Raw genomic sequence first — 14462 nt, 5'->3', positions numbered from 1 at the left:
GGGGGCAATATGCAGACTCACAGGCATGAACTGTTAACGGCTGTGCCAGGTACCACGCGGCATATTCATAGTTTTCATTACGGTCCGGCCAATGCGCCGAGCAAGGTTTACATCCAGGCGTCCCTGCACGCCGATGAATTACCGGGGATGCTGGTGTTGTGGCATCTCAAACAGCGTCTGGCGCACCTGGAGGCGACAGGTGCGTTGCGTTGGCAAGTGGTGCTGGTGCCGGTGGCCAATCCGCTGGGGTTGGAGCAGGTGCTGATGGACGTACCGCAGGGGCGTTTCGATAACGACAGTCGAGAGAACTTCAACCGCTTCTTCGTTGACGTCAGCGAGCAGGTCGGCGACCAGGTACAGGATGTTCTGACCGATGATCCTGCGCATAACCTGCATCTGATCCGTGCGGCCCTGCGGCGAACCCTTGTCAGCCAGGTACCGGCGACCCAGCTGCACTCTCTGCGTTTGGTCCTGCAAACGCTGGCCTGTGACGCCGACAGGGTGCTGGACCTGCATTGTGATTTCGAGGCAGTGCAGCACCTGTACCTGGCGCCCGATGCCTGGTCCCAGGTGGAGCCGCTGGCGCGGTACCTGGGCGCTCGGGCCTGCTTTATGAGCCCGGACGCGGGCGGGCATTCGTTCGACGATTGCTACACCTTGTTCTGGGCACGGATGCAGGCGCGTTTTCCTGGGGCCTTTTCGGCGCCGGGTTTTGCCGTGACCGTGGAGTTGCGCGGCGTTGCCGATGTGGACCACGGGCTGGCGCGGCAGGATTGTCAGGCGTTGATCAACTATCTGATGTTACAGGGAGGCATTGAGGGGCAAGCGCCGCCACTGCCGGCGCTATTGAGCCCGCCAACACCCTTGGCGGGGGTCGAGCCGGTGGTGAGCCCGGTGGGAGGCTTGATGGTCTTTTGCGCGCAGGTGGGGGATTACCTCGAAGCAGGACAGATCGTGGCGCAAGTCATCGACCCGATCACGGACCGAGTGATTGAGGTCGCGTGTGAGCATGAAGGGCTGTTGTATGTGCGATCAGTACGCCGAATGGCAAGCGCCGGTATGACGATTGCCCATGTAGCGGGGTCCACGGCGTATCGACAGGGCTACCTGTTATCGCCGTGATCAGGGCAGGGGGGAGAAGGGCGAGCGCCCATCGGCGCTCTGCAATTCCTGCAGGTAATTACGGAAAATCTGCCCCAGTACCTGGGTCGCCACTTCCAGTTCATCGCGCTGCATGTGCTCGGCGACTTCATCGGCGGTGTCCAGTGCGTCTTCAGCACCGTTGACCGCGGCCATTTTCAGCACGATGTAGGCCTGCACGTTATTGGCCGGCACGCCTTCACCCTTGAAGAACATATTGCCGAGCTGGAATTGCGCCTGGGCGTGGCCTTGTAGCGAAGCCTTTTCGAAGTAGCTCAACGCTTTGTTGAGGTCGACGGCCGGGTTCTTGCTGTCGTGGTAGAACTCGCCCAACTCGTATTGCGCTTGCGCATCCCCTTCATCAGCTTGTTTCTGGCACGCGCTCAGGGCTTCGGCCTGGCTGTCTGGCTGGGTATTGAGGGTGCAACGACCCATCGCTGGGATTAACAACGAGTTGCCGCCTGCCTGGGCATGTGCCAGCAGCGGCTGAAGGAGCAACAGGCAGCCCAGAACCAGGGTGCGGCCGGTGCGTTTCATGGGAATCGACTTACCTCTGACGGGGCGCGCGGACCCTCGGGGAGTCCAATAAGCGCGCATTATGAAATAAGCAGGCCTCTGCTTACAAAGTCTTTACTCGTTTTTCTGCTGCTTGGGCAAGTTATCTGCCGGATTGCAGGGCAATTCTCGAAAAAACCAGGAAACTTCTGTAAGCAAAGTAGCAAATCTGACGCTGCCTGGGGGGCAACGTCAGAACGTGGGTCACTTATTTCAGGGCCGCGAAGGCGCGTTCGGCAGCATCCAGGGTCAGTTTCAGCTCGGCTTCGCCATGGGCGATCGAGGTGAAGCCGGCTTCGAAGGCGCTCGGCGCCAGGTACACGCCGCCTTCAAGCATCAGGTGGAAGAAGCGCTTGAACAGGTCGGCATCGCTGCCCATCACGTCATCAAAGGTGACGATGTCGTCGGCGCCGCTGAAGTACAGGCCGAACATGCCACCGGCCTGGGTGGTGACAAACGGGATACCCGCGGCGTCGGCGCGCTGCTGCAGGCCATCAAGCAGGCGGGTGGTGTAGTCGGTCAGCTCGGCGTGGAAGCCCGGGCGGCTGATCAGGCGCAGGGTGGTCAGGCCAGCGGCCATTGCCAGCGGGTTACCCGACAAGGTGCCAGCCTGGTAAACCGGGCCCAGCGGGGCGATGTGCTGCATGATTTCGCGCTTGCCGCCGAAGCAGCCTACTGGCATACCGCCACCGATGATCTTGCCGAAGGTGCTCAGGTCCGGCGTGACGCCGTAGTGTGCCTGGGCGCCGCCGAGGGCGACGCGGAAACCGGTCATCACTTCGTCAAAGATCAGCACCACGCCGTGCTTGTCGCACTGCTCGCGCAGGCCTTCGAGGAAACCCGGTGCCGGCGGTACGCAGTTCATGTTGCCGGCCACCGGTTCGACGATGATGCAGGCCACGTCCTGGCCGACTTCGCTGAGCATTTGCTCGACGGCGGCGATGTCGTTGAACGGCAGGGTCAGGGTGTGTTTGGCGAATGCCGCCGGTACACCGGCAGAGTTGGGTACGCCTTGAGTCAGCGCGCCGGAGCCGGCCTTGACCAACAGGCTGTCGGAGTGGCCGTGGTAGCAACCCTCGAACTTGATGATGTTGTCGCGGCCGGTGAAACCACGGGCCAGGCGGATCGCGCTCATGGTGGCTTCGGTACCGGAGCTGACCATGCGCACCATTTCCATCGACGGCACGATGGCGCAAACCAGGTCGGCCATCTCGGTTTCCATGGCGGTCGGCGCGCCATAGGACAAGCCGTGTTGCAGCTGCTGGCGCACCGCGTCGAGTACGTCCGGGTGGCTATGGCCGAGAATCATCGGGCCCCAGGAGCCGACATAGTCGACGTAGCGCTTGTCATCTTCGTCGGTGACGTAGGCGCCTTCGGCGTGTTTGAAGAACAACGGCGTGCCGCCCACGCTCTTGAACGCACGCACGGGGGAGTTCACACCGCCGGGGATGTGTTTCTGGGCATTGGCAAACAGGGTTTCGGAACGGGACATGATGGACGTCTCTCTGAAATCAGATTTTAAGAAGGGCATTGAAAGCACGGGCGCGTCGCGTGACTTCCTGAGTACTGTCGGCGCCGAATAAACCGTGCACCACGGCCAGCAGGTCGGCACCGTGGGCCACCAGCGGTTCGGCGTTGTCCAGGGTCACGCCGCCGATCACGCAGATCGGCAGCTGCAAGCGCGTGCGGGCCTCGGCCAGCATTTCAACGGTGGCGGCAGGTGCGCCGGGCTTGGTGGTGGAATTGAAGAAGCGCCCGAAGGCGACATAGCTGGCGCCTTCCTTGGCGGCCTGTTCGGCCAGTTCGATCTGGCTGTGGCAGGTAGCACCGATGATCGCCTTGGAACCGAGCAGCGCACGGGCCGGGGTCAGCGGACCATCGGTCTGCCCCAGATGCACGCCCACGCCCAGGCGCGCGGCGAGTTCGGCATCATCGTTGATGATCAATTGAGTCTTGTAGCGCGAGCACAGTTCATACAGCTTTTCGGCTTCACGCAGGCGCCGTGCCTCGTCGCTGCTTTTGTCGCGGTACTGCAACAGTGTCACGCCGCCGTCCAGCGCCGCTTGGACGTAGGCGAGGAACTTGCCGGCCAGGAGCTGGCTGTCGGTAATGGCGTAAAGGCCACGTAGTTTCATCGGGCAAGCCCCTTGCTGTGACAAGCGATAAGTTACGAGCAGAAATCCAGCGGCAGCCGGCGCGGCACGAACTGGCCCTGGCCCAGTTGCTCGGCGTCACGCAGGGTGCGCCAGGTGTAGTTGAGGGCCGATTGCACCGCGCTGGCCAAACCTTCGCCCTGGGCGATGCGCCCGGCCAGGGCGCTGGCCAAGGTGCAGCCCGAACCGTGATAGCTGCCGGGCAAGCGCTGGCAGGTAAAGGTATGGCGCGTGCCGTCGCGGCTGTACAGGCGGTTGTGCACTTCATGTTCGTCGCCATGGCCGCCGGTGATCAGCAGGTGCTTGATGTACGGCAACAGTTTCTCGGCGCACTCGTCGGCAGTGCCGTCTGGCAGTTCGGCCAGGATGCGCGCTTCCGGCAGGTTGGGCGTGGCGATCAGCGACAAGGGCAACAGCCGCTCGCGCATCGCATAGCCGACCTCGTCCTTGCCCAGGCTACCGCCGCCGCCGGCGCGCAGCACTGGGTCGCAGACCACCGGCAGATGCGGGTGCGCCTGCAGCAGTTCAACCACCGTATCGACCATGGCGGTGGAACCGAGCATGCCCAGTTTGACGGCCGCGACTTCGGAGTCGCCGAGCACGGCATTGGCCTGGGCCATCACCCAATCACGGTCGAGCACGCGGAAGTCGCTGACATTGACGGTGTTCTGCACGGTCAACGCTGTGACGGCCGGGGCCGCGTGGCAGCCCTGGGCGAGCAGGGCTTCGATATCTGCCTGCAAGCCGGCGCCACCACTGGGATCGTGGCCGGAGAGACAGAGGACAACAGGGCGAGAGCTGTAGATATTCATGGTGCGCGAGCTTACCACCAAACGCTTTTTGCGTGGCCGTCTGACGATGGTTGAAGTGTGAGCGCTGGAGCAGCGCTTTTCTGGCGAGTGAAACAGCATGAAAATCCTCTGAAGGCCTTGATGTAGAGCCTTTCAAAAAAATAGTTCAATGGTGTCCAATGGCCTTTAATGGCTATGCTAAAGTGCATTCAAACAACTTACTGTATCGCCGGTGTACGTCTTCTCAAAAGGATGGGGGGCTTTTGACATAACCGGACAGGCCACGCTGGGGCTCTATGCGCTATTTGCTGATCTTTATATTGTGCGGGCTACCCTTGCTCGCCGGCGCCGTCGAGTTCAACCAGGACACGCGAAGCCTGCCGCTGGGTCAGGTCATGCAAGTGCTCGAAGATCCAACCGATGCCCTCACCATTGCCGATGTCAGTTCCCCCGCCTACGCCGCCCAGTTCAAGACCCATGACAAAGCCACTCTCAACGCCGGCTATTCGCGCTCGGTGTTCTGGCTCAAGGTCAACCTGCATTACAGCGCAACAGATCCTCGTGCACCGCGCACCTGGTTTCTGGAGTTGGCTTATCCGCCGCTCAATCGCCTGGACCTGTATCAGAGCGACGGCACCGGTCACTACCGCCTGACCGCCCGCACCGGCAGTGCATTACCGTTTTCCAGCCGTGAGGTGAGCCAGAGCAATTACCTGTTCAAGCTCAATTTTGCGCCCGATCAGCAGCAGACCCTGTACCTGCGCTTGCAAAGCCAGGGCTCGATCCAGGCGCCGCTGACCCTGTGGGCGGGCACGGCGTACCTGGAAGAACAACCGCTGCGCTTGTATGTACTCGGGGCTATTTATGGTGTGCTGCTGGGCATGCTGATCTACAACCTGTTCATTTACCTCAGCGTGCGCGACACCAGCTACCTCTATTACATCCTCTATATTGCATCGTTCGGCTTGTACCAGCTGTCGGTCAATGGCGTCGCGGTGCAGTACTTCTGGCCGAACAACCCGTGGTGGGCGAATGCGGCGGTGCCGTTCCTGATCGGATCGGCGGCATTGTTCGGCAGCCTGTTCGCTCGCAGCTTCCTGCACACCGTGCAGCACAGCCGCTGGATCGACCGGATCCTGCTGGCGCTGGCAGCCTGCGGCGGCGTGGTGATGGCGCTGGCGCTGTTGACCAGCTACGCCGTGGCCCTGCGCCTGGCCACCGGCCTGGCGCTGGTGTTCACCGTGACCATCTTTGTCGCCGCGATCAAGGCCTGGTACTGCGGGCAGCGCATGGCGCGCTACTTCATCATCGCCTGGTCGGCGTTCCTGCTGGGCGGAGTGGTCAATACGCTGATGGTGCTGGGCTACCTGCCCAACGTGTTCCTGACCATGTACGCCAGCCAGCTCGGCTCGGCCATTGAAGTGGCACTGCTGTCCCTGGCCCTGGCCGACCGCATCAACGGTATGCGCGAACAGCAGGCGCAAATCCTCCTCGACGCCAGCCAGAAGCTCGAAGCGCTCAACCAGCAACTGGCCCGCAGTAATCGCCTCAAAGACGAGTTCCTCGCCACCCTGACCCACGAACTGCGCACGCCGATGAATGGGGTGATTGGTTCCCTGGAATTGATGCAGACCGTGCCGTTGGGCGAGGACCTGGCGCAGTACCAGCAAACCGCCGCGGGCTCGGCGCGGGACATGATGCGCATGGTCAACGGTATCCTCACCCTGACCGAGTTGCAGGCCGGTCGGATGGTGGCCCAGCCGCAAGCGTTCAGCCTGCGCGGTGTGCTCGACACCTTGCGCCAGCAGTTCACCCCCAGCGCGCAGAGCAAGGGCCTGGCGTTTTCCATTGATGTTGCCGATGAGTTGCCGGACCGGGTGATTGGCGATGCCGACAAACTGCTCCAATGCCTGGATTGCCTGCTGGACAATGCATTCAAATTTACCCAACTCGGCGCTGTGCGCTTGCGCGTGGTTGGGGTGCCCGAAGGGGAGGGTGCATTGCACCTGAGCTTTATTGTCACCGACACCGGTATCGGCTTCGCCTTTCTCGATGAGGCCACGCTGTACCAGCGCTTCTTCCAGCTTGACGGCTCCATGACTCGCGAATACGGCGGCCTGGGCATTGGTTTGGCGATTTGCCGGCAGTTGATCGAGCTGTTGGGTGGGCGCCTGACCCATCATTCGGAGCCGCGCAAGGGCAGCCGTTTTCAGTTGGAGGTGGACGTCAGCGTGGTGCCTGCGCAACCCAAGCCGAGCGGGCAAGCGCAGCCCAGGCAGCGTGCGCCCCAGGATTGCACCGTGTTGCTGGTGGACGACAACAGCGTCGGCCAGTTGGCGGTGCGTGGCATGTTGCTCAAACTCGGCTACCGGGTGAAAACCGTAGATAACGGCCCGGCGGCACTCGCGGCATTACAAGGCAATCGCTTCGATGCGGTGCTGCTCGACGTGCCGGAGGGCGGCTTCTCATTGTGCTGTCAGATTCGTGCACTGCCCGACTGTGGTGAGTTGCCGGTGATCGCCTTGAGTAGCTCAAGTGATGGACCAGAGCGTGAACGCTGCCATGGCATCGGCATGACTGATCGCCTGGCTAAACCGGTGCGGTTCGAAGCCCTGCAAGGGGTGCTGGAGCGCCGCGTGTTGCGCTTGGGTGAGGGCGAAAGCGCCGGGCATTCGGCGGGTATGCCACTGTTTTAAGCGTGAGGTCGGTGCTTAACTGAATTCAAGGCCCCTCTTTCACGTGGCCTTTTTCCAGGAGGCCCGTCATGAACCTGCATCAGTTTGCCGAAACCCACGACGTCACCAATCAGCCACCGTCCCTGGACGGCACCAACCTGTATCGCATCGACTTGCCCCTGCAGCAATGGTCGCGTCGCTTTGGCGCCGGCTGGGCCGAATCGCGTATCGATGCCTACGGCGCGCTGGCCGGAGGGCCGTTGATGGCAGCCGGGTTCCTGGCCAATCAGAACAAACCGGTGTTCAGCAGCCATGACCGTTATGGTCATCGCATTGACCTGGTGGAGTTTCATCCGGCTTATCACGAACTGATGCGCACTGCTGTTGAGCATGGCCTGCCGTCGCTGCCCTGGGCTCACCCGCAGGCCGGCGCCCATGTGGCCCGTGCGGCAATGACCTACCTGCACAGCCAGGCCGAGGCCGGCACCGGTTGCCCGCTGACCATGACCTTCGCCTGCGTTCCGGCCTTGCGCCTGCAACCGGACCTGGCAGATCGCTGGTTGCCGAAAATCCTTTCGACCCAATATGACCCACGCAACGTCGGCATTGCCCACAAAGCCGGCGCCACCATCGGCATGGCCATGACCGAGAAGCAGGGCGGCACCGACGTGCGGGCCAACACCACACGCGCTTATCCGGTGGGCGCGGGTGGGCCCGGCCAGGCCTATGAGCTGGTGGGCCACAAGTGGTTCTGCTCGGCACCGATGTGCGACGGCTTCCTGACCCTGGCCCAGACCGACAAGGGCCTGACCTGTTTCCTGCTGCCCCGGCACCGCCCGGATGACACGCGCAACGAGTTCTATATCCAGCGCTTGAAGAACAAACTCGGCAACTGCTCCAACGCGTCCAGCGAAGTAGAGTTTCGCGGCGCCCTGGCCTGGATGGTCGGTGAAGAGGGCCGGGGTGTGCCGACCATCATCGAAATGGTCGCCATGACCCGCTTCGATTGCATGGTCGGCTCCAGCGCCTTGATGCGCCAGGCGTTGACCCAGGCCAGTCATCACTGCGCGCACCGCCTGGTCGGTGGCCGCGTGCTCAACCAGCAGCCGCTGATGCAGAACGTCCTGGCCGACCTGGCATTGGAGAGCGAAGCGGCCCTGGCCTTGAGCCTGCGCATGGGGCGCGCCCTGGATCATCTTGAAGATGAACAGGAAGCCAAGTTCGCTCGGCTGGTCACGGCGGTGGGCAAGTATTGGATCTGCAAGCGAGCGCCCGCGATGATCAACGAAGCCGCCGAATGCATGGGCGGCGCCGGGTATGTGGAAGACAGCATCTTGCCGCGTCTTTACCGTGAGGCGCCGGTGAACTCGACATGGGAAGGTTCCGGCAATGTGCAATGCCTGGACGTACTCCGCGCCTTGTCCAAAGAGCCGGGCGTGCTGGAGGTGCTGTTTGTTGAGTTGGGAGACGGCCATGGTGACAAGCAACTGGCGCGGCATATCGAGCAGTTGAAGTCGGCGTTTATGGACACCCAGGACATTCAGTACCGTGCGCGGCAGTTGACCGAGGATATTGCCGTGGCGTTGCAGGCCAAGTTATTGCTGGAGGCAGGAAATGCGGCGGTCAGCGACGGGTTTATCGCCAGCCGGTTGGGCGAATCGTCGGGGCGGGTATATGGCACCTTGCCGCGTGGGGTGGATGTAGAAGCCATAGTCGCGCGCTCAACCCCGCCATCTCCCATATTTTAAGGTGCATTCCAATCCGGCTGTTTCGGTGAGGCCGGGATACAGGCAAGATAAAGGCCTGCAAGTCCAGAACACAGGATGCTTACCGTGACCGAAGCTTTTGTTGTCGTTAAAACCGCCGAAGAAGCCGTGGACCGGCTGGCGGCTCTGCATGAGCAAGCCACCGGCGCGCTCAATCAAGCCCTCAAGCAATACCTCAAGGACCGCGTCGAGCCCGACGCCGCACAACGTGCACTGTTTCGCTACCCGGAACTGCGCCTGACCTACCACTGCCATGGCGAAGTCCCACAGACCACCCGTGCATATGCCAAGGTGCAACTGCCGGGTACCTACAGCGTCACCGTGACCCACCCCGCCGCGTTTCGTAAGTATCTGCTGGAGCAACTGGTGCCGCTGATGCACGACTTCACCGTCACGGTGGAAGTGGGCGTCAGCCAGCAGAACATTCCGTACCCGTATGTGGTGGAGCAGGGCGACGAACTGGCCGGCTCCGGCGTGACCGCCGCGACCCTGGCCCGCGTATTCCCCAGTACCGACCTGTCCGCCGCCACCGACGGCATTGCCGATGGCCTTTACGACTGGGAAAACACCGACCCGCTGCCCCTGGCATTGTTCGACGCGGCGCGCGTGGACTTTTCCCTGCGCCGCCTGGTGCATTACACCGGCAGCGATTGGCGCCATGTACAGCCGTGGATCCTGCTGACCAACTACCACCGCTACGTTGACCAGTTCATCCTGCACGGCCTGGAACAACTGCGCAGCGACCCGCGTTTTATCCGCATGGTGCTGCCGGGCAACGTGGTCATCGACAAGAGCATGGACCACGGCGAAGCTTCGGCGATTGCCGCCGGCGTGGTCTGGCATCGCTACCAGATGCCGGCGTATCACCTGCAAGCCAGTGACGGCCACGGCGTGACCCTGGTGAACATCGGCGTGGGCCCGTCCAACGCCAAGAACATCACCGACCACCTGGCCGTGTTGCGCCCGCATTGCTGGCTGATGATCGGCCACTGCGGCGGCCTGCGCCAATCCCAGACCATCGGCGACTACGTACTGGCCCACGCCTATATGCGCCGTGACGGGATTCTTGACCGCGTGGTACCGCCGAACATCCCGATCCCGGCCCTGGCCGAGGTGCAGTTGGCGCTTCAGCAAGCGGCGGCCCACGTCACTGGCGAAAAAGGCGAAGAGCTGAAAAAACGCCTGCGCACCGGTACCGTGCTGACCTATGACGACCGTAACTGGGAATTGCGCTGGGCCCAGGAACGGCCGCTGATCAACCTGTCCCGCGCCGTGGCCGTGGACATGGAAAGCGGCACCATCGCCGCCCAGGGTTACCGTTTGCGCGTGCCTTACGGCACCTTGTTATGCGTATCCGACAAACCCTTGCACAGCGAGATCAAGCTGCCGGGTTCGGCCAACGCGTTCTACGAGCGTGCGGTCAGCCAGCACTTGAAGATCGGCATCGAGGCGGTCGACCTGTTGCGCACCGAACTCAACTCGTTGCACTCGCGCAAACTGCGCAGCTTCGACGAGCCGCCGTTCCGCTAAGCGGTTGGGATGGTCATTTGGCGGTCAGGCCACTAGCATTGTCGGTCCTGACCGTTAGATGTTTCTTTGCCATGTCCCGTCCTACCCGTCCCGATTCGCGCCGCCCAGGCGTGAAACCTTCGCAGCCTGTTCGGCGTGTCGCCAAGGCGCCACCGGCCGAGCCGAAGCTGATCCTGTTCAATAAGCCGTTCGACGTGTTGACCCAGTTCAGCGACGAAGGCGGTCGCGCGACCCTCAAGGATTTCATCGACATTCCCGGTATTTACCCGGCCGGGCGCCTGGACCGTGACAGCGAAGGCTTGCTGCTGTTGACCAACGATGGCCAGCTTCAGGCGCGCATCGCCGACCCCAAGCACAAGCTGGCGAAAACCTACTGGGTGCAGGTGGAAGGCGAGCCGACCGAAGAACAGCTGCAACGCCTGCGCGATGGCGTCGAGCTGAACGACGGCATGACCTTGCCTGCCGAGGCCCGTCAGTTGGATGAGCCGGCATTATGGCCGCGCAACCCGCCGGTACGTTTTCGTAAAAGCGTGCCCACCCATTGGCTGGAATTGGTGATTCGGGAAGGGCGCAACCGTCAGGTACGGCGCATGACCGCAGCGGTGGGCCTGCCGACGCTGCGCCTGGTGCGCGTGCGCATTGGTGACTGGTCTATCGACGGCCTGGATCAAGGCCAATGGAAAGCAGTACCGGCGCGCCTATAAAGCGCCGGACTCGATCAAGCCGATCACCACGCTCTTGATGATGAACGCGGCCACGCCCAGGCCCAGAACGAAAAACAGAATGAATGAGCCAAAGCGCCCGGCCTTGGATTTCTTCGCCAGGTCCCAGACGATAAAGCCCATGAAAATGATGAGGATAGTGACCAGGCCGGTCATCATCCATTCTTCAAACAGGGCGGGGTCGATGTTGTTCATGGCGCTCTTCCAGCAAGACAAGCGAGCAGTATACGGCAGCGTTACAGACGCAACATTGACCTGAGTCGAAGCACAATCCAAATGTGGGAGGGGGCTTGCTCCCGATGACTGAGTGTCAGTTATTTATCAACTGACCTACCGCTATCGGGAGCAAGCCCCCTCCCACATTTGAATCTCTGTGTTCTCAGGTGCGCAGGTGGGTCAGCGGCAGTTCGGTGCTGTTGAGTACCTGGTTGAGCACAAAGCTGGAACGCACGCTGGTCACCCCTTCGATGCGGGTCAGATGGCCCAGCAGCAGTTTCTGGTAATGGTCCATATCCGGCACCACCACCTTCAACTGGTAGTCCGCGTCCATCCCGGTCACCAAACTGCATTCCAGCACTTGCGGCAAGGTGCGAATGGCGGCTTCAAAATTCTCGAAACGCTCCGGCGTGTGCCGGTCCATGCCGATCAATACGTAGGCTGTAAGGCTAAGGCCGAGCATCTTGCGATCCAGCAGGGCGACCTGGCGGGCGATATAGCCGTCGTCTTCCAATTGCTTGACCCGGCGCGAGCAGGGCGAAGGCGACAGGCCGATGCGTTCGGCCAGCTCCTGGTTGGAGATCCTCGCGTCGCGCTGCAATTCCGCCAAAATACTCAGGTCGTATCGGTCAAGCTTGCTCATTGGGTTGGCCTTTGTCGTAACTATTGCGGTGAATTATCCATGAAGGGTTAAAAATTGCGCAAGCACTGTTTATTGACGCAATCTTCGCAATCATCTGTCCGCCCGGCACGCCTATGATTACCAACAGAATCACCGCCTGGACAACAGTCCACAGCAGCGCGCCCAATCAGGCCCGCTGCGGCCGCCGCCCCAGCAGGGTTGAGCCGGCCTCCAGGCTGCACACTGTCCACAAGACGGCGTGAGGTGAGCCAACGTCAAAAGCGTTGAGCACGGACGAAATTCTCAAGGGGTGGCCGACGGGTCACCCCTTTTCTTTTGCCTTGAGAAAATAGTGCCCACGACTGATAACCTGCGTGAGAACCGGGTGAGGCTTTTCCAGTCTCATGTGTAGGCCCTAATCCGCAGTGAGGAAAAGCATGAAGCGCATCTGGCGTATGGCAGGTGTTGGTTTGCTGGTGGCAAGCGTCGGCACGCAGGTAATGGCCGACGAGCGCGATAACTCACCGGGCCCGGGTCAACGGCCTGAGCACAATCAGCCACGTCCACAAAACCCGCAGGATGATCGCGGCGGCCAGCACGAGGGTGGCCAATGGCAAGGTCGCCCGCAAGGTCATGAGCCAGGGCGACCTGCACCGCAACCTTCCAATAACCTGCCGATCCAGGGCCGGCCCGATACGGTGCGCCAGACTCAGGAACCGCGCCAGGGTTATTACCGTGATATCCCCAGGCGCCCCGATGACAATCGGCATTGGGAGGCTGGCGGCCCCGGTTCGCGTCCGGGTAACGATCGCCCCGGTGATAACCGCTGGCCAGGCCGCCCCGACGGGCATGGCAACGGCTGGGGTCCGGGCCCGCAACATCGCCCTGGTTATGTCATCGACCGTTTTCCCGACCGCAATTACCGCGTGCCTTACCGTGGCCAGGACTACTTTTTCTCCGGCGGCTACTGGTATCGCCCCCAAGGCCCACGCTACGTGGTGGTGACACCACCCTATGGCATCCGTGTGCATTACCTGCCGGACTATGCGCGTGAAGTATGGGTAGGGGGCTCGCTGTTGTTCCTTGCCGCTGGCGCGTACTACGCCTATGAGCAAAGCACCCAGCAATACGTGGTGGTGCAGCCTCCTGCGCAAGTGCCATCACCCCAGCCGGCGCCGCAAGGCAACGGCTATGACGTAGTGGCCTACCCTGCCAACGGCCAATCGCCGGCGCAGGTGCAGCAGGACGGCTACGACTGTTATCGCTGGGCGGTGCAGCAAAGCGGCTTCGACCCGCGCACCGTCACCTACGCCCCGGACCCGGCGGTGGTGCAAACCTACCGCCAGGCCCAGGGCAACTGCCTGGGCAGTCGTGGGTATCAGGTGCAGTACTAGGTTTTGTTGCCGGTGACCACTTCCAGCGGGTCGGCGTGCACCAATACTTCGGCTTTCGGGTATTCCCGGTGAATGGCGTCGGCGGCCTGGTCGCTGATGCCGTGAGCCACCGACAGCGTCAATTCCCCCGGCAACTCCAGGTGCAGCTGCACAAACCAGTGGTTGCCGGAAACCCGCGTACGCAAGTCGTGGGCCCCCAGCACGCCGGGTACGCCACGAGCCAGTTCCAGCATGTGCTGGCTGACATCTGACGGTAACTCTTCGTCCATCAACACCGCAAAGCTTTCGCGGGCGATCTGGATCGCACTCCACAGAATATAGGCGGCGATACCCAGGCCAAACCAGGCATCGACCTGATGAAAGCCAAAACCGGCCAACACCAGCGCAATCAGGATGCTGCCGTTGAGCAGCAAGTCCGAGCGGTAGTGCAGCGAGTCGGCGCGCACCGCGTTGGAGCCGGTCTCGCGCACCACGCGGTGTTGCAGCATCAGCAGGGCCACGGTCAGCGCCAGCGACAGGATAATCACGCCAATGCTCAGCCACGGTGCGCCGACCGGCTCCGGATGCTTGAGCCGTTCAAAGGCCTGGAGCGCAATCAGCACCGCACTGCCGGCAATAAACAAGGCTTGCGCCATGCCCGCCAGCGACTCCGCCTTGCCGTGCCCGTAACGGTGATCGTCATCGGCCGGGCGCAGGGCGTAATGCACGGCCAGCAGATTCAACAGCGAGGTCACGCCGTCGAGCAGCGAGTCGGTCAGCCCGGCGAGCATACTCACCGAGCCGCTGAGCCACCAGGCGATGGCCTTGGTGATAATCAGCACACTGGCCACGCCCACCGAGGCGCGGGTGGCCAGGCGCAGAAGCCTGGCGTGTTCGGGACTGCTGGTCATGGGCTGTC

General features: G+C 62.0%; 13 protein-coding genes. 6 read left to right on the top strand and 7 right to left on the bottom strand.

Going from position 1 to position 14462, the window contains the following annotated elements:
* The first annotated feature begins 9 nt into the window (after positions 1-9).
* Complete coding sequence (locus E3O56_RS00845) at positions 10-1122, top strand: succinylglutamate desuccinylase/aspartoacylase family protein (RefSeq protein ID WP_103734850.1); 1113 nt, start codon at positions 10-12, stop codon at positions 1120-1122.
* On the opposite strand, the gene E3O56_RS00840 is transcribed toward E3O56_RS00845, so the two are convergent.
* The 4 genes from E3O56_RS00840 to E3O56_RS00825 form a co-directional block, all read right to left on the bottom strand.
* Positions 1123-1677: a tetratricopeptide repeat protein gene (locus tag E3O56_RS00840; protein ID WP_005791705.1), complete on the bottom strand. Its 555-nt coding sequence runs from the start codon at positions 1675-1677 to the stop codon at positions 1123-1125.
* A gap of 226 nt (positions 1678-1903) precedes the next feature.
* The gene (hemL, locus tag E3O56_RS00835) at positions 1904-3187 is read right to left on the bottom strand and encodes a glutamate-1-semialdehyde 2,1-aminomutase (protein ID WP_057012857.1); all 1284 of its coding nucleotides are present in this window, start codon (positions 3185-3187) and stop codon (positions 1904-1906) included.
* Positions 3188-3206: 19 nt separating this feature from the next.
* Positions 3207-3830: a thiamine phosphate synthase gene (thiE, locus tag E3O56_RS00830; protein ID WP_032879317.1), complete on the bottom strand. Its 624-nt coding sequence runs from the start codon at positions 3828-3830 to the stop codon at positions 3207-3209.
* Between the two features lie 32 nt (positions 3831-3862).
* Entirely contained in the window at positions 3863-4660 is a 798-nt protein-coding gene (locus tag E3O56_RS00825; protein WP_103734874.1) for a hydroxymethylpyrimidine/phosphomethylpyrimidine kinase, read from the bottom strand.
* A gap of 275 nt (positions 4661-4935) precedes the next feature.
* Here E3O56_RS00825 and E3O56_RS00820 point away from each other — a divergent pair, with 275 nt between their 5' ends.
* From E3O56_RS00820 to E3O56_RS00805, 4 genes are all read left to right on the top strand, one after another.
* Complete coding sequence (locus E3O56_RS00820; protein WP_103734848.1) at positions 4936-7335, top strand: hybrid sensor histidine kinase/response regulator; 2400 nt, start codon at positions 4936-4938, stop codon at positions 7333-7335.
* Positions 7336-7403: 68 nt separating this feature from the next.
* Positions 7404-9062, top strand: coding sequence for an acyl-CoA dehydrogenase family protein (locus E3O56_RS00815; RefSeq protein ID WP_078822411.1), 1659 nt, complete (start codon positions 7404-7406; stop codon positions 9060-9062).
* A 75-nt stretch (positions 9063-9137) separates the two neighbouring features.
* A complete protein-coding gene (amn, locus tag E3O56_RS00810; RefSeq protein ID WP_164699529.1) occupies positions 9138-10610 on the top strand; it encodes an AMP nucleosidase in 1473 nt (490 codons plus the stop codon).
* Between the two features lie 71 nt (positions 10611-10681).
* Positions 10682-11314: a pseudouridine synthase gene (locus E3O56_RS00805; RefSeq protein WP_005791693.1), complete on the top strand. Its 633-nt coding sequence runs from the start codon at positions 10682-10684 to the stop codon at positions 11312-11314.
* Here E3O56_RS00805 and E3O56_RS00800 read toward each other — a convergent pair.
* Positions 11309-11518, bottom strand: a complete 210-nt coding sequence (locus E3O56_RS00800; RefSeq protein WP_025999909.1) for a DUF2788 domain-containing protein — start codon at positions 11516-11518, stop codon at positions 11309-11311. The two genes, E3O56_RS00805 and E3O56_RS00800, sit on opposite strands and share 6 nt — an antisense overlap.
* Positions 11519-11711: 193 nt before the next feature.
* Positions 11712-12191: an Lrp/AsnC family transcriptional regulator gene (locus E3O56_RS00795; protein ID WP_003194418.1), complete on the bottom strand. Its 480-nt coding sequence runs from the start codon at positions 12189-12191 to the stop codon at positions 11712-11714.
* 416 nt (positions 12192-12607) lie between these two features.
* Between E3O56_RS00795 and E3O56_RS00790 the strand changes: the two genes are divergently transcribed.
* Complete coding sequence (locus E3O56_RS00790) at positions 12608-13564, top strand: DUF6515 family protein (RefSeq protein ID WP_032879324.1); 957 nt, start codon at positions 12608-12610, stop codon at positions 13562-13564.
* Here E3O56_RS00790 and E3O56_RS00785 read toward each other — a convergent pair.
* Complete coding sequence (locus tag E3O56_RS00785) at positions 13561-14454, bottom strand: cation diffusion facilitator family transporter (RefSeq protein ID WP_103734846.1); 894 nt, start codon at positions 14452-14454, stop codon at positions 13561-13563. The two genes, E3O56_RS00790 and E3O56_RS00785, sit on opposite strands and share 4 nt — an antisense overlap.
* Positions 14455-14462: the final 8 nt, after the last annotated feature.

Source organism: Pseudomonas sp. W2Aug9 (assembly GCF_023127755.1).
Taxonomy (GTDB): Bacteria; Pseudomonadota; Gammaproteobacteria; order Pseudomonadales; family Pseudomonadaceae; genus Aquipseudomonas; species Aquipseudomonas synxantha_A.
Note: the sequence above shows the minus strand (reverse complement) of the source record. Positions and strands in the feature narration are given on the sequence as shown.